General features: G+C 71.0%; 18 protein-coding genes. All 18 read left to right on the top strand.

Going from position 1 to position 18,486, the window contains the following annotated elements; translation table 11 throughout:
* Positions 1-1,089, top strand: a complete 1,089-nt coding sequence (gene thrC / locus B4K29_RS04870) for a threonine synthase (RefSeq protein WP_239264025.1) — start codon at positions 1-3, stop codon at positions 1,087-1,089.
* Positions 1,090-1,099: 10 nt separating this feature from the next.
* The gene (locus B4K29_RS04865; RefSeq protein WP_239264023.1) at positions 1,100-2,041 is read left to right on the top strand and encodes a homoserine kinase; all 942 of its coding nucleotides are present in this window, start codon (positions 1,100-1,102) and stop codon (positions 2,039-2,041) included.
* Positions 2,042-2,507: 466 nt separating this feature from the next.
* On the top strand, positions 2,508-4,721 hold the full coding sequence (gene rho / locus B4K29_RS04860) for a transcription termination factor Rho (RefSeq protein ID WP_414632590.1): 2,214 nt from the start codon (positions 2,508-2,510) through the stop codon (positions 4,719-4,721).
* Positions 4,722-5,095: 374 nt separating this feature from the next.
* Positions 5,096-5,308, top strand: a complete 213-nt coding sequence (rpmE, locus tag B4K29_RS04855; protein ID WP_019285676.1) for a 50S ribosomal protein L31 — start codon at positions 5,096-5,098, stop codon at positions 5,306-5,308.
* Positions 5,309-5,393: 85 nt separating this feature from the next.
* Positions 5,394-6,479, top strand: coding sequence for a peptide chain release factor 1 (gene prfA / locus B4K29_RS04850; RefSeq protein WP_286966522.1), 1,086 nt, complete (start codon positions 5,394-5,396; stop codon positions 6,477-6,479).
* Positions 6,476-7,396: a peptide chain release factor N(5)-glutamine methyltransferase gene (gene prmC / locus B4K29_RS04845; protein ID WP_286966521.1), complete on the top strand. Its 921-nt coding sequence runs from the start codon at positions 6,476-6,478 to the stop codon at positions 7,394-7,396. Before prfA ends, prmC begins: the two co-directional genes overlap by 4 nt.
* Before the next feature lie 10 nt (positions 7,397-7,406).
* The gene (locus B4K29_RS04840) at positions 7,407-8,213 is read left to right on the top strand and encodes an L-threonylcarbamoyladenylate synthase (protein WP_239264017.1); all 807 of its coding nucleotides are present in this window, start codon (positions 7,407-7,409) and stop codon (positions 8,211-8,213) included.
* 60 nt (positions 8,214-8,273) lie between these two features.
* Positions 8,274-9,551, top strand: a complete 1,278-nt coding sequence (glyA, locus tag B4K29_RS04835) for a serine hydroxymethyltransferase (RefSeq protein WP_239264016.1) — start codon at positions 8,274-8,276, stop codon at positions 9,549-9,551.
* 21 nt (positions 9,552-9,572) lie between these two features.
* Positions 9,573-10,709: a glycosyltransferase family 4 protein gene (locus B4K29_RS04830; protein WP_286966520.1), complete on the top strand. Its 1,137-nt coding sequence runs from the start codon at positions 9,573-9,575 to the stop codon at positions 10,707-10,709.
* Between the two features lie 97 nt (positions 10,710-10,806).
* The gene (locus tag B4K29_RS04825) at positions 10,807-11,247 is read left to right on the top strand and encodes a hypothetical protein (RefSeq protein ID WP_286966519.1); all 441 of its coding nucleotides are present in this window, start codon (positions 10,807-10,809) and stop codon (positions 11,245-11,247) included.
* Complete coding sequence (locus tag B4K29_RS04820; RefSeq protein WP_286966518.1) at positions 11,244-11,486, top strand: AtpZ/AtpI family protein; 243 nt, start codon at positions 11,244-11,246, stop codon at positions 11,484-11,486. The genes B4K29_RS04825 and B4K29_RS04820 overlap by 4 nt, the downstream gene beginning before the upstream one ends.
* 73 nt (positions 11,487-11,559) lie before the next feature.
* Entirely contained in the window at positions 11,560-12,360 is an 801-nt protein-coding gene (atpB, locus tag B4K29_RS04815; RefSeq protein ID WP_239265134.1) for a F0F1 ATP synthase subunit A, read from the top strand.
* Positions 12,361-12,469: 109 nt separating this feature from the next.
* A complete protein-coding gene (locus B4K29_RS04810; RefSeq protein WP_205621819.1) occupies positions 12,470-12,682 on the top strand; it encodes a F0F1 ATP synthase subunit C in 213 nt (70 codons plus the stop codon).
* A 51-nt stretch (positions 12,683-12,733) separates the two neighbouring features.
* On the top strand, positions 12,734-13,363 hold the full coding sequence (locus B4K29_RS04805) for a F0F1 ATP synthase subunit B (RefSeq protein ID WP_286959013.1): 630 nt from the start codon (positions 12,734-12,736) through the stop codon (positions 13,361-13,363).
* Positions 13,363-14,175 (top strand): F0F1 ATP synthase subunit delta, encoded by an 813-nt coding sequence (locus B4K29_RS04800; protein WP_286959012.1) that lies wholly within the window; start codon positions 13,363-13,365, stop codon positions 14,173-14,175. Before B4K29_RS04805 ends, B4K29_RS04800 begins: the two co-directional genes overlap by 1 nt.
* Before the next feature lie 71 nt (positions 14,176-14,246).
* Positions 14,247-15,881, top strand: coding sequence for a F0F1 ATP synthase subunit alpha (atpA, locus tag B4K29_RS04795; RefSeq protein WP_286959011.1), 1,635 nt, complete (start codon positions 14,247-14,249; stop codon positions 15,879-15,881).
* Between the two features lie 122 nt (positions 15,882-16,003).
* Entirely contained in the window at positions 16,004-16,933 is a 930-nt protein-coding gene (locus B4K29_RS04790) for a F0F1 ATP synthase subunit gamma (protein ID WP_286959010.1), read from the top strand.
* 30 nt (positions 16,934-16,963) lie between these two features.
* Complete coding sequence (atpD, locus tag B4K29_RS04785) at positions 16,964-18,424, top strand: F0F1 ATP synthase subunit beta (protein WP_286959008.1); 1,461 nt, start codon at positions 16,964-16,966, stop codon at positions 18,422-18,424.
* Positions 18,425-18,486: the final 62 nt, after the last annotated feature.

Below are 18,486 nucleotides of genomic sequence, written 5' to 3'. Positions count from 1 at the left end.
ATGGCCCACCAGTGGAAGGGCGTGATCGAGGAGTACCGCGAGCGCCTGCCGATGCTGGCCGGCGCGCCCACGGTGACGCTGCACGAGGGCGGGACCCCCCTCATCGAGGCGGAGCACCTCTCCGAGCTCGTCGGGGCGCAGGTCTACCTCAAGTACGAAGGGCTCAACCCCACCGGCTCGTTCAAGGACCGCGGCATGACCACGGCGATCTCGGTCGCCGCCCGCGCCGGCGCCAAGGCCGTCATCTGTGCCTCGACCGGCAACACCTCCGCGTCGGCCGCGGCCTACGCCACCAAGGCCGGCATGACCTGCGCGGTCCTCGTGCCCGACGGCAAGATCGCCATGGGCAAGCTCTCCCAGGCCATCGCCCACGGCGCCACGTTGCTGCAGGTCGAGGGCAACTTCGACGACTGCCTGACCGTGGCGCGCAAGCTCGCCGAGTCCTACCCGGTCGAGCTGGTCAACTCGGTCAACCCCGCGCGCATCGAGGGGCAGAAGACCGCGGCCTTCGAGGTCGTCGACGCCCTCGGGGACGCCCCCGAGATCCACTGCCTCCCCGTCGGCAACGCCGGCAACATCACGGCCTACTGGCGCGGCTACCGGCAGTATGCCGAGATCACCGACGGCCTCGCGCCGGTCGCCACGCGGCGTCCTCGCATGTGGGGCTTCCAGGCCGAGGGGGCCGCCCCGATCGTCAAGGGCCACCCCATCGACCACCCCGAGACCGTGGCCACCGCCATCCGCATCGGCAACCCCGCCTCCTGGCAGCAGGCCGAGGCCGCGCGCGACGAGTCCGAGGGGCTCATCGACGCCGTGACCGACGACCAGATCCTGGCCGCGCACCGCCTGCTGTCCTCCCGCGAGGGCGTCTTCGTCGAGCCCGGCTCGGCCGCGTCCGTCGCCGGTCTGCTCACGTCCGCCGAGGCCGGCCTGGTCCCGCGCGGCGCACGCATCGTCTGCACGGTCACCGGCCACGGACTCAAGGACCCGCAGTGGGCCCTGCGCATGGCCGACGGCTCCGAGGTCGAGCCGGTCAAGGTGTCCGTCGACGCCGTCTCCGTCGCGTCGGCCCTCGGGCTCGAGGGCTGACGTGTCCGCGGTGACCGCCCTGCCCGAGGGCGCCGCCGTCCGGGTCAACGTGCCGGGCAGCAGCGCCAACCTAGGCCCGGGGTTCGACGCGATCGGTCTCGCGCTGGGCGTGTGGGACTCCTACGACGTGGTCGTCACGGGCGACTCCCTGGTCATCGACGTGACGGGCGAGGCCGCCGACGAGGTGCCCCGCGACGCGTCCCACCTGGTCCATCGCTGCCTCGCAGCCGGCCTGGCCCGGCTCGGGGTCGACGAGCCCGCCGGCCTGCACCTCGTGTGCCGCAACGGCGTCCCGCACTCGCGGGGGCTCGGGTCCTCGGCGACGGCGGCCGTGGCGGGGTATGCCGCCGCCACGGCTCTCGTCGACCTCGCCCGCGGTGGCGACGGTGACGTCGACCTCGACCTCGTCAACCAGCTGGCCGGCGAGCACGAGGGCCACCCCGACAACTCCTCCGCCAGCGTCTACGGCGGGATGACCCTGTCCTGGTCCACGCGGCCGCCCGCCGTGGCGCCCGTGCGCACCGTGCAGGTCGAGGTGCACCCGGACGTCGTGCCGGTCGTGCTCGTGCCCGACCTCACGCTGTCCACCTCGACGGCACGGTCCGTGCTGCCGCCGCAGGTGCCGCTCAAGCACGCGGCCCTCAACTCCGCCAGGGCGGCCCTGCTGGTCGAGGCCGTGTCCCGTCGTCCCGAGCTGCTGCTGGACGCCACCGTCGAGTGGCTGCACCAGGAGCAGCGCCGCGAGGCCTACCCCGAGTCCATGCGGCTGCTCGACGGGCTGCGCGAGCTCGGCCACGCGGCCGTGATCTCCGGGGCGGGTCCGACGGTCCTGGTGCTGACGACCGCCGACCGGGCCGCCGAGGTCCACGCCCTGCCGCTCCCGCAGGGGTGGCGGTCGGCGACGCCCGGCATACCCACCGTCGGTGTCCGCGCCGTCCGGCTGGAGGGCTGAGCCGCGCCGCGCGGCCCGGATGTGGGGTCTTGGCGCCCAGCGCCCACCCCGGGTGATAGGTTGGGTATGCATCGAGCACGACGGTGGTTCGGCCCGATGATCCCGGATCTGCAGGACTCACGGTCCTGCGTCCAGGCCCTCATCGCTTCCCGGCCGACCCGCGACGTCGCGGCTCCGACCTCATCGCCCACGACACCTCCGGGTGTGCGGCACCGAGCGCACGGGGACCCGACACGATGCGATCCCACCGACCGATCACCGGTCAGAGGCCACCGGCCGCGGCGCGAGCGCTGCGAGGCGGGCAGAGCCGCGAGGTGGACCGACCGCCGAGAGCTGTTCTCGGCTACATCACCTGCCCAGGCGCGGATGCCGGGCAGACGACGAGGGGGAAGGAACCTTCGTGACCGACAACACCGAGACCACCGTGACCGGTGGGACTCAGCGACGCACGACCGCTCTGTCGGCGATGCGTCTGCCCGAGCTGCAGGCCGTGGCCTCCGAGATGGGCATCTCCGGCACCGCCAAGATGCGCAAGAGCGACCTGGTCGCCGCCATCCGCGAGCGCCGTGGTGGCGGTCGCACGTCCGGAGCGGCCGAGTCCGCCCCGGCCGCGCAGGCGTCCGCCCCGGCTCCGGCCACCGCTCCCGCCTCCAGCGCCCCGGCGTCGGATCGTCAGCCGGCGGAGCGTCCGTCCTCCCGGCGCGAGGAGGCCCCCCAGCTGCGTCGTGACGAGGGTCAGGACCAGCCCCGCCGCGACGAGGCCCAGCGGCTGCGCCGCGACGAGGGGCACAAGGTCGTGCGTGACGAGGCCCCGCAGTCCGCCGCACCGGCCGAGGACCGCACCGACCGTGACGAGCCCGGCGAGCGCCCCGAGCGGCGCACCCGCCGTGGTCGCCGCGTCGCCTCGTCGCCGAGCGCGGCGCCGCAGGGCGAGCGCAACGCCGAGGCCGACCGCCGCACCGCCGACCTGGCCGCCGAGCTCCGTCGTCAGGCCGAAGGCCAGCAGGCCGCAAATGGCACTGACACCTCTGGGTCCGGGCGCGACCAGCGCGACAACGCTCCCCGCGACGAGCAGCGCCCCCGCCGCGAGCGCGACAACCGCGACAACGGCGGTCGCGACCAGCGTGACGTCAACCGCGACAACGGCGGCCGTGACCAGCGTGACGGCAACCGCGACAACCGCGACAACCGCGACAACGCCGGCCGCGACAACCGGGACGGCGCCAACCGCCCCCAGCGCGACAACGGCGGTCGTGACCAGCGTGACGGTGGCAACCGCGACAACCGCGACAACCGCGACAACACGGCTCGGGACAACCGCGACAACGCCGGCACCAACCGCGCCGCCCGCGACAACGGTGGCCGTGACCAGCGCGACAACCGCGACAACAACCGCGACGACCGGTTCGACGACGAGCAGGGCGGCCGTCGCCGTGGCCGTCAGCGCAACCGCGACCGCAAGCGTCGTGGCCGCACCGAGGACTTCCGCGCCGGTGAGGACGTGTCCTACAACGACGAGGACGTGCTGCTGCCCGTCGCCGGCGTGCTGGACGTGCTCGACAGCTACGCCTTCCTGCGCACCAGCGGCTACCTGCCCGGCTCGGGCGACGTCTACGTCACCCTCGGCTTGGTCAAGAAGTTCGGCCTGCGCAAGGGCGACGCGGTCCAGGGCGTCATCAAGGACCCGGGCGAGGACGGCACCGGCCAGCACCAGCACGGCAAGCAGGGCAAGTTCAGCGCCCTGGTGCGGGTGGACGCGATCAACGGTCAGACGCCCGACGAGGCGCGCAGCCGGGTGGACTTCGCCAAGCTCACCCCGCTCTACCCGCAGGAGCGCCTGCGGCTGGAGACCCAGCCCAACGTCCTGACGACCCGGATCATCGACCTGGTGTCGCCGATCGGCAAGGGCCAGCGCGGCCTCATCGTCGCCCCGGCCAAGGCCGGCAAGACGATGGTCATGCAGGCGATCGCCAACGCGATCACGAGCAACCACCCCGAGTGCCACCTGATGGTCGTCCTGGTCGACGAGCGTCCGGAGGAGGTCACCGACATGCAGCGCGCCGTGCGCGGCGAGGTCATCTCCTCGACCTTCGACCGCCCGGCGTCGGACCACACGACGGTCGCCGAGCTGGCCATCGAGCGGGCCAAGCGGCTCGTCGAGATGGGCCAGGACGTGGTCGTGCTGCTCGACTCGATCACCAAGCTGGGTCGCGCCTACAACCTCGCCGCCCCGGCGAGCGGTCGCATCCTGTCCGGTGGTGTCGACTCCGCCGCGCTCTACCCGCCCAAGCGCTTCTTCGGTGCGGCCCGCAACATCGAGCACGGCGGCTCCCTCACCATCCTCGCGACCGCTCTCGTCGAGACCGGCTCCAAGATGGACGAGGTGATCTTCGAGGAGTTCAAGGGCACCGGCAACATGGAGCTCAAGCTCGACCGCCAGCTCGCCAACCGGCGCATCTTCCCCGCGGTCGACATCAACGCCTCGAGCACGCGCCGCGAGGAGATCCTGCTGTCCAGCGAGGAGCTCAAGATCATGTGGAAGCTCCGCCGCGTCCTGGCTGCCCTGGACCAGCAGGCCGGCATCGAGCTCCTCCTCGACCGCCTCAAGAAGACCAAGAGCAACGTCGAGTTCCTGATGCAGGTGCAGTCCAACTCCCCCTTGAAGGGCGACGACGACTGAGCCGAGGACACGAGCGAGGCACGAGCGAGGCCCGCAGGCGAGGCAGAGTCGGCGCCATCAGACACGACGACGACTGAGCCGAGGACACGAGCGAGGTACGAGCGAGGCCCGCAGGCGAGGCAGAGTCGGCGCCATCAGGCACGACGACGACTGAGCCGTCCTCACCGACAGAGTGGTCACGGATACGACGTGAGGGTGCGTCTGATGTCGGATCTGTGACCACTGTGTCGGGCGGGCCGCCGCTCCGGCCCAGCGGGAATGCCTCCCGCGCCCACCGCGTTAGGACCGACGTGCCGCCATCTGGCACAATGGAGAGGTTGCCGGTTCACGAGAATTCGCTCGACCCGGCGCAACGATCTCAGAGGGAGACCACCATGAAGAAGGACATCCACCCGGAGTACGTCGAGACCCAGGTCACCTGCACCTGTGGCGCGACGTTCACCACCAAGAGCACGGCGACCTCCGGCAAGATCAGCGCCGACGTCTGCTCGCAGTGCCACCCGTTCTACACCGGCAAGCAGAAGATCCTCGACACCGGTGGTCGCGTCGCCCGCTTCGAGGCGCGCTACGGCAAGCGCCAGAAGTAAGCACCTCGCCTGGGCCGGTCCCTTCCGACATCACGTCGGGGGGACCGGCCCTTCGCGTCTCACCCCGTCCCTGACAGGAGTCGTCATGCTGGAGTCCGCCCGGTCGATCGTCGACGAGCACGCCGACCTCGAGCGTCAGCTGGCCGACCCCGCGGTCCACGGTGACCAGGCCGTGCTGCGTCGCCTCAACAAGAGGTATGCCGCGCTGGCGCCCACCGTCGCGGCATACCACGCCTGGCGCGCATCGATCGCGGACGTGGGCGCGGCCGAGGAGCTGGCGGCCGAGGACGCGGCGTTCGCCGAGGAGCTGCCGGCCCTGCGGGGCACGCGCGACGACGCCGAGGACAGGCTGCGACGGCTGCTGATCCCGCGGGACCCCGACGACGACCGCGACGTCATCCTCGAGGTCAAGGCGGGGGAGGGCGGCGAGGAGTCGGCGCTGTTCGCCGGCGACCTGCTGCGGATGTACCTCCGCTACGCCGAGCGTCGCGGCTGGCGCACCGAGATCATCGATGCCACCGAGTCCGACCTCGGCGGCTACAAGGACGTGTCCGTGGCGGTCAAGGCCAAGGGCACGCTCGAGCCGGGCGACGCGCCCTGGGCGCTGCTGAAGTACGAGGGCGGCGTGCACCGGGTGCAGCGCGTCCCCGTCACCGAGTCGCAGGGGCGCATCCACACGTCCGCCGCCGGGGTGCTGGTCATGCCCGAGGTCGAGGACGTCGCCGAGGTCGAGCTGCACGACAACGACCTCAAGATCGACGTCTATCGCTCGTCCGGTCCGGGCGGGCAGAGCGTCAACACCACCGACTCCGCGGTGCGGATCACGCACCTGCCGACCGGCACGGTCGTCTCCTGCCAGAACGAGAAGTCCCAGCTGCAGAACAAGGAGTCGGCCATGCGCGTCCTGCGCGCGCGGCTGCTGCAGATAGCCCGCGACGAGGCGGCGGCCGCAGCGTCGGACGCACGTCGCTCGCAGGTGCGCACGGTCGACCGCTCCGAGCGGATCCGCACCTACAACTTCCCCGAGAACCGCATCGCGGACCACCGCACCGGCTACAAGGCCTACAACCTCGACCACGTCCTCGACGGCGACCTCGACCCCGTCGTGGCGTCGGCGGTCGAGCTCGACGAGGCCTCCCGCCTGGCTGCGGTGGCGGGGTCCGACGCGTGACCAACCTGCGCGGCGTCGTCCGTGCGGCGACGGCCCGCCTCGCGGGGTCCGGTGTGCCCTCGCCGCAGGTCGACGCGGTGGCGCTGGCGGCATACGTGCTCGGTTGTGACCCCGGCGAGGTGCACCGGGGCATGGTCCTCGGGACCCGCCTGACCGAGGGACAGGCGAGCCGGTATGCCGAGCTGCTCGACCACCGCGCCGCCCGCGTCCCCCTCCAGCACCTAACGGGCCGGGCGGGGTTCCGGCGGCTCGAGCTGTCCGTCGGGCCGGGGACCTTCGTGCCGCGACCCGAGACCGAGCTCGCCGTCGAGCTCGTGCTGGCAGAGCTCTCCCGTCTCGCGGCTGGCCCGGTGGTCGTGGACCTGTGCACGGGATCTGGGGCCATCGCGCTGGCGGTCAAGGACGAGCACCCTCCAGCGCGGGTCTACGCCGTGGAGACCTCCGACCTGGCCTTTCGTCGGGCGCGGCACAACGCCGAGAGGCTCGACCTCGACGTGACGGTGATCCTTGCGGACGCGACCGGCGACCCGCGCGACGCGCCGGACCTGGCGCCTCTGAGCCCCGTGGCCGGCCGGGTCGACGTCGTCGTGTCCAACCCGCCCTACGTCCCCCAGGACGCCGTGCCGCGCGAGCCCGAGGTCCGCGACCACGACCCGACCATGGCGCTCTACGGCGGGCCGGGGGACGGGCTCGGCATACCGCTCGACGTGGCGCGCACCGCGGCGGTGCTGCTGCGCCCCGGCGGCCTGCTCGTCATGGAGCACGCCGACTCGCAGGGGGACACCCTGCCTGCCGCCCTGCGTCGCACGGGGGAGTGGGAGGACGTGCGCGACCACCGCGACCTCGCCGACCGGCCCCGCACGACCACCGCTCGTCGCTCCGGTCGCGTCACCGAGGGGGAGTCCTCGGGCCGATAGGCTCGGCGGCATGAGCGACAGCCCTGCGCACTTCGACTGCACGACGCCCGATGGGCGACAGGAGGGCGTGGCCGCGGCGGCCGACGCCGTGCGACGCGGCGAGGTCGTCGTCCTGCCGACCGACACCGTCTACGGCGTCGGGGCCGACGCGTTCAACCCCGACGCGGTCGCGGCCGTCCTGGCGGCCAAGGGTCGCGACCGGCACATGCCTCCGCCCGTGCTCGTGCCTCACGCCCGCACCGTCGACGGCCTCGCGATCGACGTCCCGCCCTATGCCCGGGACCTGATGGAGCGGTTCTGGCCGGGCCCCCTCACCCTCGTGCTGCTGGCCCAGCCCTCCTTGATGTGGGACCTCGGCGAGACCAACGGCACCGTGGCGCTGCGCATCCCGCAGGACGAGACCGCGATCGCGCTGCTGACCGAGGTCGGTCCGATGGCCGTGACCAGCGCCAACCTGACGGGGGAGCCCGCCGCGATGACCGCCGAGGAGGCCGAGGCGATGCTCGGCGACGCGGTCGGCGTCTACCTCGACGGAGGCCCCTGCGAGGACGGCGAGGCCTCCACGATCCTCGACTGCACGCAGGAGCGGCCCCGCGTCCTGCGCGACGGTGCCATCGACGAGGACGCGCTGCGCGAGGTCCTCGGGTCGGTGCGCCTCGAGGGCGACGACGACCCCGCCGAAGGTGACCTCGGCGAGGGTGACCTCGGCGATGGTGAATCTGCAAGGCAGGAGAGCGCGCACGACGACCGGCTCGCCGGCCTCCCGCGCCTCGACCCCGGCACGCCGTCCGGACGTCCCGACGGCCCCACCCTCTAGGCTGAGGCCCAGGCCACCGCCGCCCGTCACCGTCCACCCCACGCACCCGGGAGCACACGCATGTCCGACACCCCGTTCTACGGTTCCGACTACGCCGCCCTCGAGGCCCTCGACCCGGAGATCGCCGGCGTCCTGCAGTCCGAGCTGACCCGCATCCGCAGCGGGCTGCAGCTGATCGCCAGCGAGAACCTCTCGAGCCCCGCGGTGCTCACCGCCCTCGGGTCCACGCTCTCCAACAAGTACGCCGAGGGATACCCGGGTCGTCGCTACTACGGCGGTTGCTCCGAGGTCGACAAGGCCGAGCAGATCGCCATCGACCGGTGCAAGGAGCTGTTCGGGGCCGAGCACGCCAACGTCCAGCCCCACTCCGGCGCCAGCGCCAACCAGGCCGTCTACGGCGCCTTCTGCCAGCCCGGCGACAAGGTCCTGGCCATGTCGCTGCCGCACGGCGGCCACCTGACCCACGGCGCCAAGGTGTCCTTCTCGGGCAAGTGGTTCGACGTCGCGCACTACGGCGTCGACAAGGACACCGAGGACATCGACTACGACCAGGTCCGCGACCTGGCGCGGCAGCACCGCCCCAAGGTGATCCTGGCGGGTGGGTCCGCCATCCCGCGCCTCATCGACTTCCAGGCCTTCCGCGACATCGCGGACGAGGTCGGCGCCATCTTCTGGGTCGACGCGGCCCACTTCATCGGCCTGGTGGCCGGCAAGGCCATCCCGTCTCCGGTGCCGCACGCCGACGTCGTCACCTTCACGACGCACAAGGTCCTGCGCGGGCCGCGCTCCGGCGCCCTCGTCTGCCGCGAGGAGCACGCCGCCAAGCTCGACAAGGCCGTGTTCCCGATGATGCAGGGGGGCCCGCAGATGCACACGGTGGCGGCCAAGGCCGTCAACTTCAAGGAGTGCATGCAGCCCGACTACCAGCAGTACGCCAAGGACGTCATCGCCAACGCCCAGCGCCTGGCCGCGGGCCTGGCCGAGCGCGACGTCCGCCCGACGACCGGCGGCACCGACACGCACCTGGCCCTGCTCGACCTGCAGAAGGTCGGCGTCACCGGCGCCGACGCCGAGGCGCGCTGCGACGCGGCCGGCATCGTCCTCAACAAGAACGCCATCCCCTTCGACCCGCAGAAGGCCAACGTCGCCTCCGGCATCCGCGTCGGCACCCCCTCGGTGACCACGCAGGGCATGGGCCTGCCCGAGATGGACGTCATCGCCGACGTCATCCACCGGGCCGTCACCCAGACCGACGGCGACCCCCAGCACCCGGTGGCCAAGGACATCCGGGCGACGGTCGAGGACCTCTGCACGCGCTTCCCGGCCTACCCCCGCTGACCTGGCCGAGGGCGAGCCGGCGTGCGTGAGTACCTCTTCGTCATGGTGGTCGCTGCGGCGATCACCTTCCTGACGACGCCTCTCGTGCGCTGGCTCGCCGTCCGCACCGGTGCCATGACGGCGGTCCGGGACCGGGACGTGCACGTCGTCCCGATCCCGCGGCTCGGGGGAGTGGCGATCCTGCTGGGCTTCCTCGGGGCGGTGCTGCTGGCCTGGCGGCTGCCCTTCCTCGGTGGTTATGTCGAGGGGCGGGTGGCGGCCGAGAGCGTCTTCAGCGACGGCCGTATGACGGGGGTGGTCGTCGGTGCCGTCCTCGTGTGCCTGGTCGGCGCCGTGGACGACGTCCGCGAGCTCGACTGGCTGACCAAGCTGGCCGGGCAGGTCCTCGCGGCCGGGATCATGGCCTACCAGGGCCTGCAGCTGCTCTCGGTCCCGGTGTTCGGCCAGACCGTCCTGCCGCTCGCCGTCATGATCGCCCTCACGATCCTGGTCGTGGTCGTGACGACCAACGCCGTCAACTTCGTGGACGGGCTCGACGGGCTCGCGGCGGGCATCGTCGGCATCGCGGCGCTCACCTTCTTCACCTACAGCTATGTCGTCTCGATGTCCTACAACCCGCCCAACGTGTTCTCGTCGGCGACGCTCATCTCGGCCGCCCTGGTCGGGTGCTGCGCGGGCTTCCTGCCGCACAACTTCCACCCCGCGCGGCTGTTCATGGGCGACAGCGGCGCCCTGCTGCTCGGCCTCCTGCTCGCCGCGGCGACCATCTCGATGACCTCCCTCGACCCCACGCAGGTCGGCATGGCGGCGGGCCGCTCGACGGCGGTGCTGGCGTGGATGCCGCTGGTGCTGCCCCTCGCGATCCTGTCCCTGCCGCTGCTCGACGTGGTGCTGGCCGTCGTGCGCCGCACCCGGGCCGGCATCCGGCCGTGGCACCCGGACGCCCACCACCTGCACCACCGGATGCTGCGGGCCGGGCACAGCCACCCCCGCGCCGTGCTGCTGCTCTACCTCTGGGCGGCGATCGTGTCGGTCGGCGTGCTGGCGGTCGCGATGTTCGACGGCTGGATCCCCGTGATCGCCGTGGTCGCAGCGATCCTCGTCGCGAGCTCTCTCACGTTCAGCCATCGCAGCTCCTTCCACCGGCAGACCTTGTGATAGCGTTCACAAGCGATCGACGGCGAGTGTGCGGAGGCTGATCACCCGCCCCGCCAGACCCGTTTCTCAAGCCCCACCCCGACCCGAGGACAGCCCCTTGCCCGCACGGCGCCCCCGCACCCCCAGCCCGGACGTCTCGTCCGCGATGCTGCGCACAGCGGTCCTCGGCTCCGTGGCGGCGCTGCCCCTCGTCGCCGGGGCGGGCGCCCTCTATCGCGGGTGGCGCGGCCTGGCCAGCGCCTCGCTGGGCTCCGCCACCACCACCGCCTTCTTCGCCCTCGGCGTCGTGGCCGTCTCGGCCCTGGTCAAGGGCCCCGCTGCAACGGTCCTGCCCGGCGCCTTCGTGGTCTACGCCACGCAGCTGGGCCTGCTGTTCCTCGTCTACGCGCTGCTGCGCGAGGCCGGCTTCATGGAGCCCATGGCCTTCGCCGGGGGAGCGGTCGCCGGGGTGCTCGTGTGGCAGGTCTGCCACACGGTCGCGTTCGCCCGCGGACGTCACGAGATCTACCCCGACCTGGGTGAGGAGGGCCGCCGATGAGCACCTCCGACCAGCGCGACCCCGCCGACGAGCAGCACACGCCGCGCACCGCGGACGCCCTGGCGCACTCGACCGCCACCGACGTCACGTCCTACCTCATCTCGGGCCCGGTCGCCTTCGGGCTGATCGGCAAGGGTCTCGACGTCTGGTGGGGCACGGGATTCCTGCTGCCGGTGGGCATCACCGTCGGGTTCGCCCTTTCTCTGTATGTCGTATGGGTCCGGTACGGTAGGGCCTGACTGTGATGACGAGTCCACGCCCCGCTGCCGTTCGCGTCCACATCGTCCTGTTCAGCTTCAACGAGGAGACACAGTGATCGTCACCGCCAGGCCTGCCATCGGTAGCCTCCCGGCGTCCAGCGGCGAGGGATTCACCCCGCCCTCTCCCGGCGACTTCTACGTCCCGCTGATCGGTGACTGGTTCACCCGCCCGATGCTGCTGGCCCTGCTGTCGGTCGTGCTCCTGGTCGGGTGGCTGCTGTGGGCCTCCAAGCGCGTGGCCGTCGTCCCCACCAAGCGTCAGTGGTTCCTCGAGCAGGCCTACGACTTCGTCCGCAACGGCGTGGCCCGCGACATGATCGGCTCCCGCGACTTCAAGCGCTTCACCCCGCTGCTGTTCGCGCTGTTCCTGTTCATCATCGTCAACAACTGGTTCGGCTCCACGCCGTTCACCAACTTCCCGACGCTCAGCCGCATCGGCATGGTGATCCCGCTCGTCGCGATCGTGTACATCGGCTACCACTACGCCGGCATCAAGAAGCACGGCCTCGGCGGCTACTTCAAGATGCTCGTGCCGGCCGGCGTCCCGATCTTCCTCGCGCCGATCATCTTCATCCTCGAGTTCGCGAGCTTCTTCCTCATCCGGCCGCTCACGCTCACCCTCCGTCTGTTCGGCAACATGTTCGCCGGCCACATGCTGATGGGTGTGTTCATCCTCGGCGGTGCCTACCTCCTGCTGTCCGGCAACCCGGGCTTCATGGTCGCCGGCGTCGGCGCCTTCGTGATGGGCTTCCTCATGCAGCTCCTCGAGCTGTTGATCCAGGCCATCCAGGCCTACGTGTTCGTCATGCTCGCCGCCTCCTACTTCGGTGGCGCCGTGGCTGACGAGCACTGATCCACCGGCCCAGCGCCGTTCGACCACAACCGAATACACCCCACAGACTCCCGGGCGGGCAGCCTCCCGGGTCACCCACAGAGAGAGAAATCTAGAGATGCAGCACTTCCTGGAGATCAGCGGCTCGATGTCCCTCGTCGGCTACGGCATCGCGACGCTCGGCCCGGCCATCGCCATCGGTCTCATCTTCGCCGCCCTGATCAACGGCATCGCCCGCCAGCCCGAGGCCGCCGGTCTCCTGCGTCCGCAGGCGATCTTCGGCTTCGCCGTGGCCGAGGCCCTCGCGATCCTGGGCTTCGTCCTCTTCTTCATCAACAACTGACGACCTCGCGCGTCACCCGCTCGAAGTCCGTCGTCTAGGTAGGAGAAGAACGTGCAGCTAACTGCCACGTCGCTCGTCGCGGCCGTGCCTGCCGCCGAGGGCGGCAACGACATGCCGCTGATCCCGCACATCCCCGAGCTCATCTTCACCCTCGTGGTGTTCGCGATCCTGTGGTTCGTCGTCGCCAAGAAGGTCGTGCCCAACCTCGAGCGCGCGTACGCCGAGCGCACCGCCGCGATCGAGGGCGGCATGGACAAGGCCGAGGCCGCGCAGCGCGAGGCCGAGGCCGCCCTGGCGGAGTACAAGGCGCAGCTCGCCGAGGCTCGTGACGAGGCCGCTCGCATCCGCGAGGAGGCCAAGGAGCAGGGCGCGGCGATCGTCGCGGAGATGCGTGGTCAGGCCCAGGCCGAGGCCAACCGGATCACCGAGTCGGCGCACAAGCAGATCGAGGCCGAGCGCCAGCAGGCGGTCGTCTCGCTGCGCTCCGAGGTGGGTCGCATCTCGACCGACCTCGCGAGCCGCATCGTGGGCGAGTCGCTGCACGACGAGACCCGTCAGAAGGGCATCGTCGACCGCTTCCTCGCCGAGCTCGAGTCCGGTGACATCCGTCCGCAGGTCGTCGGCAGCGGCGCCAGCGCCGGCGCCTCCCGGGCCGGCGAGCAGACGGACGGGGCGTTCTGATGCAGGGCGCGTCGCGCGGAGGACTCATCGAGAGCCGCAAGGCCCTGCAGGGCGTCCTGGAGTCGGGGGCCGACTGGTCCGCCGTGTCCGAGGACCTCTTCTCGGTCGCCGGGGTCATCGACGGGTCCGCCACCCTGCGCCGCGCGCTCGCCGATCCCTCGCGGGACGCGGAGAGCAAGCGGGGCCTGGTCCGCCGCCTGCTCGAGGGCAAGGTGCAGCCCGGCACGCTCGACGTGCTCGGCGCGGTCGCCTCCCAGCGCTGGTCCAAGGCGCGGGACCTGTCCGACACCGTCGAGCTGCTGGCCGTCGAGGCCCAGGTGGCGCTGTCGGAGAACGCCGGACGCGCGGACGACGTCGAGGAGCAGCTCTTCAGGTTCGAGCGGACCGTCACCGGGTCGCCCGAGCTGCGCGAGGCGCTCTCGGACCCGCAGCTGCCGGCCGAGCGCAAGGGGCAGGTCGTCGACCAGCTCCTCGCGGGCAAGGCCCACCCCGAGACGCGGCGCCTGGCCCACCAGGCCGTCGTCGCGGGTCGTGGCCGCAAGGTCTCGACCGTCATCGAGGAGTACCTCTCGGTCGCCGCCGCCCGACGTGCGCAGCTGAGCGCCGTCGTCACCGTCGCCAGCCCGCTCTCGCAGGAGCAGCACGACCGCCTGGCCGCCGCGCTGGGCCAGACCTACGGCCGCCCCGTCCTGCTCAAGGTCGTCCTCGACCCGCAGGTCGTCGGCGGCATCCGGGTGCAGGTCGGCGACGAGGTCGTCGACGGCACCATCGTCACCAAGCTCGACGCAGCGCGCCGTCACTTCGGCGCCTGAGTGCGGGTCCGACGCACCACCAGACACACCAACGTCGGTCCGCGCGACCGCTACGAGGAGAGAAGTTAGAGATGACGGAGCTTTCGATCCGTCCGGACGAGATCCGGGACGCCCTGGACAGCTTCGTGCAGTCGTACCACCCTGGTGCGGCCTCGCGCGAAGAGGTCGGTCGTGTCGTCGACGCCGGTGACGGTATCGCCCACGTCGAGGGCCTGCCCTCGGCCATGACCAACGAGCTGCTCGAGTTCGAGGACGGCACGCTCGGCCTCGCCCTCAACCTCGACGTGCACGAGATCGGTGTCGTCATCCTGGGTGACTTCTCCGGCATCGAGGAGGGCCAGCCGGTCAAGCGCACCGGCGAGGTGCTGTCCGTGCCCGTCGGCGACGCCTTCATGGGACGCGTGATCAACCCGCTGGGCCAGCCGATCGACGGCCTGGGCGAGATCCAGGCCGAGGGCCGCCGCGCCCTCGAGCTGCAGGCGCCCAACGTGGTCTCGCGCAAGTCGGTCCACGAGCCGATGCAGACCGGCATCAAGGCCATCGACTCGATGATCCCGATCGGCCGTGGCCAGCGTCAGCTGATCATCGGCGACCGCCAGACCGGCAAGACCACGGTCGCGGTGGACACGATCATCAACCAGCGCGCCAACTGGGAGTCCGGCGACCCGGACAAGCAGGTCCGCTGCATCTACGTCGCCATCGGCCAGAAGGGATCCACCATCGCCTCGGTGCGTGGCACCCTCGAGGAGGCCGGCGCGATGGAGTACACCACGATCGTCGCGGCCCCGGCCTCCGACGCTGCGGGCTTCAAGTACCTCGCGCCCTACACCGGCTCGGCCATCGGCCAGCACTGGATGTATGACGGCAAGCACGTCCTCATCGTCTTCGACGACCTGTCCAAGCAGGCCGAGGCCTACCGCGCCGTGTCGCTGCTGCTGCGCCGCCCGCCGGGCCGCGAGGCCTACCCCGGCGACGTGTTCTACCTGCACAGCCGGCTGCTGGAGCGTTGCGCCAAGCTGTCCGACGAGCTCGGGCACGGGTCGATGACGGGTCTGCCGATCATCGAGACCAAGGCCGGTGACGTGTCGGCCTACATCCCGACCAACGTCATCTCCATCACGGACGGCCAGATCTACCTGCAGGGCGACCTGTTCAACGCCAACGTCCGTCCGGCCGTCGACGTGGGCATCTCGGTGTCCCGCGTCGGTGGCTCCGCGCAGATCAAGGCGATGAAGGAGGTCTCGGGTCGCCTCAAGGTGGACCTGGCGCAGTTCCGCGCCATGGAGGCCTTCGCCATGTTCGCCTCCGACCTGGACCCCGCGTCGCGCCAGCAGCTGGCCCGCGGTGCCCGTCTGGTCGAGCTGCTCAAGCAGCCGCAGGCGTCGCCGATGGCCGTCGAGGACCAGGTCCTCGTGGTCTGGGCCGGCACCTCCGGCAAGCTGGACGACGTGGACGTCGACGACGTGCGCCGCTTCGAGGCGGAGTTCATCGACTACGTCCGGCGCGAGCGCGGCGGCATCCTGGACGCGATCCGCGAGACCAAGAAGCTGGACGACGACGCCAAGGCCGCGATGGAGGACGCCATGACGGCGTTCAAGCAGCAGTTCCGTCCGGGCACCGAGCACGCGGGCATCCACCCGGGCCACGAGGAGTTCAGCTCCATCGAGGACGACGAGATGGACCGCGCGCAGATCGAGCGCCACTGACCTGACGCGCGCGTCGGTGCCGGGGGAGACCCCGCGGGGAGATCCCGGCACCGACCGCCGTCACCAGCGGCACACCGGACACCAGACACTCCAGGCAAGAACCCCAGGAAGGCGGCAACTACATGGGTGGGCAGATGCGGGTCTACCGCCAGCGCATCCGGTCCGTCAGCGCGACCAAGAAGATCACCAAGGCGATGGAGCTCATCGCCGCCTCCCGCGTGGTCAAGGCCCGCGAGGCCGTCATGAGCGCAGCCCCCTACACCCACGCGCTGACGCGTGCGGTGTCGGCGGCGGCGTCATACGCAGGCGAGGATCACCCGCTGACCACACGCACGAGCGAGGGCCGACGGGCCGGCGTCCTCATCATCACCAGCGACCGCGGCCTGGCCGGGGCCTACTCGGCGTCCGCGCTCAAGACCGCCAACGAGCTCATGGAGCGGCTGCGGTCCGAGGGCAAGGAGGTCGTGCCCTACATCGTCGGTCGCAAGGCCGTGGCGTGGTTCAAGTTCCGCGACCGCCAGTATGCCGATGCCTGGGAGGGCTTCAGCGACGCGCCCAAGTTCGCGCACGCGCAGGAGATCGGTGAGCGCGTCATGCAGGACTTCCTGCGCGACACCGAGGACGGCGGCTGCGACGAGATCCACGTCGTCTACACCCGCTTCCGCACCATGGTCACCCAGCAGCCCCGGGCCCTGCGCCTGCTGCCGCTGGAGGTCGTGGAGCGGGGTCAGCGCGTGGACGTCGACGAGGGCTTCCTGGAGGAGCCGGGCGACGAGGGCCTGCAGCCGCAGTTCTCGTTCGAGCCGGACGCCGAGACCGTGCTCGACGCGCTCCTGCCCAAGTACGTCACCTCACGCATCTACACCTGCCTGCTGGGTGCGGCCGCCTCCGAGCTCGCGTCGCGCCAGCGCGCGATGAAGTCGGCGACGGACAACGCCGAGGAGCTCATCAAGACCTACACGCGTCTGGCCAACCAGGCTCGTCAGGCCGAGATCACCCAAGAGATCAGCGAAATCGTGGGCGGCGCCAACGCCCTCGCGGACGCCAAGTAAGCCGCCCAACACAAGAAGGTAGAGACAGCCATGACTGCCACCATGAACGAGGCCCAGCAGGGCGCCCCCGCCGAGGGCGGCGTCGGTCGGGTCTCCCGTTCCATCGGCCCGGTCGTCGACGTGGAGTTCCCCGCCGACGCCATGCCCGAGATGTACAACCTGCTCAAGGTCGACGTCGAGCTCGGCGGTGAGACCAAGACGCTGAACCTCGAGGTCGCCCAGCACATCGGCGACAACCTCGTGCGCGCCGTGTCCCTGCAGCCCACCGACGGCCTCGTCCGCGGCGCGACGGTGCGCGACACCGGCGGCCCGATCACCGTCCCCGTCGGCGACGTGACGCTCGGCAAGGTCTTCAACACCACCGGCGAGGTGCTCAACCTCGCCGAGGGCGAGCGCTTCGAGGTCAACGAGCGCTGGGGCATCCACCGCCAGGCGCCGGCCTTCGACCAGCTCGAGTCCAAGACGCAGATGTTCCAGACGGGCATCAAGGTCATCGACCTGCTGACGCCGTACGTGCAGGGCGGCAAGATCGGCCTGTTCGGCGGCGCCGGCGTCGGCAAGACGGTCCTCATCCAGGAGATGATCGCCCGTGTCGCCCGCGACCACGGTGGTGTGTCGGTGTTCGCCGGTGTCGGCGAGCGCACCCGTGAGGGCAACGACCTCATGGTCGAGATGGAGGAGGCGGGTGTCCTCGGGCAGACCGCTCTCGTCTTCGGCCAGATGGACGAGCCGCCGGGCACGCGTCTGCGCGTCGCGCTGTCGGCCCTGACGATGGCGGAGTACTTCCGCGACGTCCAGAAGCAGGACGTGCTGCTCTTCATCGACAACATCTTCCGCTTCACGCAGGCCGGCTCGGAGGTCTCCACCCTCCTCGGTCGTATGCCGTCCGCCGTGGGCTACCAGCCCACGCTGGCCGACGAGATGGGTGTGCTCCAGGAGCGCATCACCTCGACGCGTGGTCACTCCATCACCTCGATGCAGGCGATCTACGTGCCCGCCGACGACTACACCGACCCGGCCCCGGCCACGACCTTCGCCCACCTGGACGCGACCACCGAGCTCTCTCGTGACATCGCCTCCATGGGCATCTACCCGGCCGTGGACCCGCTCACGTCGACGTCCCGCATCCTCGACCCGCGCTACATCTCCCAGGACCACTACAGCACCGCGGTCCGCGTCAAGGGGATCCTGCAGCGCAACAAGGAGCTGCAGGACATCATCGCGATCCTCGGCATGGACGAGCTCTCCGAGGAGGACAAGATCCTCGTCAACCGGGCTCGCCGCATCCAGCGCTTCCTGTCGCAGAACACCTACGTGGCCAAGCAGTTCACCGGCATCGAAGGTTCGACGGTCCCGCTGGAGGACACCATCGAGGCGTTCACCAAGATCTGCGACGGCGACTACGACCACGTCGCCGAGCAGGCCTTCTTCATGTGCGGTGGCCTCGACGACGTCGAGCGCCAGTGGGCGGAGATCCAGAAGAACCTCTGACCTCCACCCGTCAGCACGACGGCGGGCCATCTCCCCCCCGGGGGAGGGCCCCCCCCCCCCCC

The sequence above is a fragment of the Arsenicicoccus sp. UBA6765 genome, assembly GCF_002453335.1.
GTDB classification, from domain to species: domain Bacteria; phylum Actinomycetota; class Actinomycetes; order Actinomycetales; family Dermatophilaceae; genus Arsenicicoccus; species Arsenicicoccus bolidensis.
This window is presented reverse-complemented; position numbering and strand designations above follow the sequence as displayed.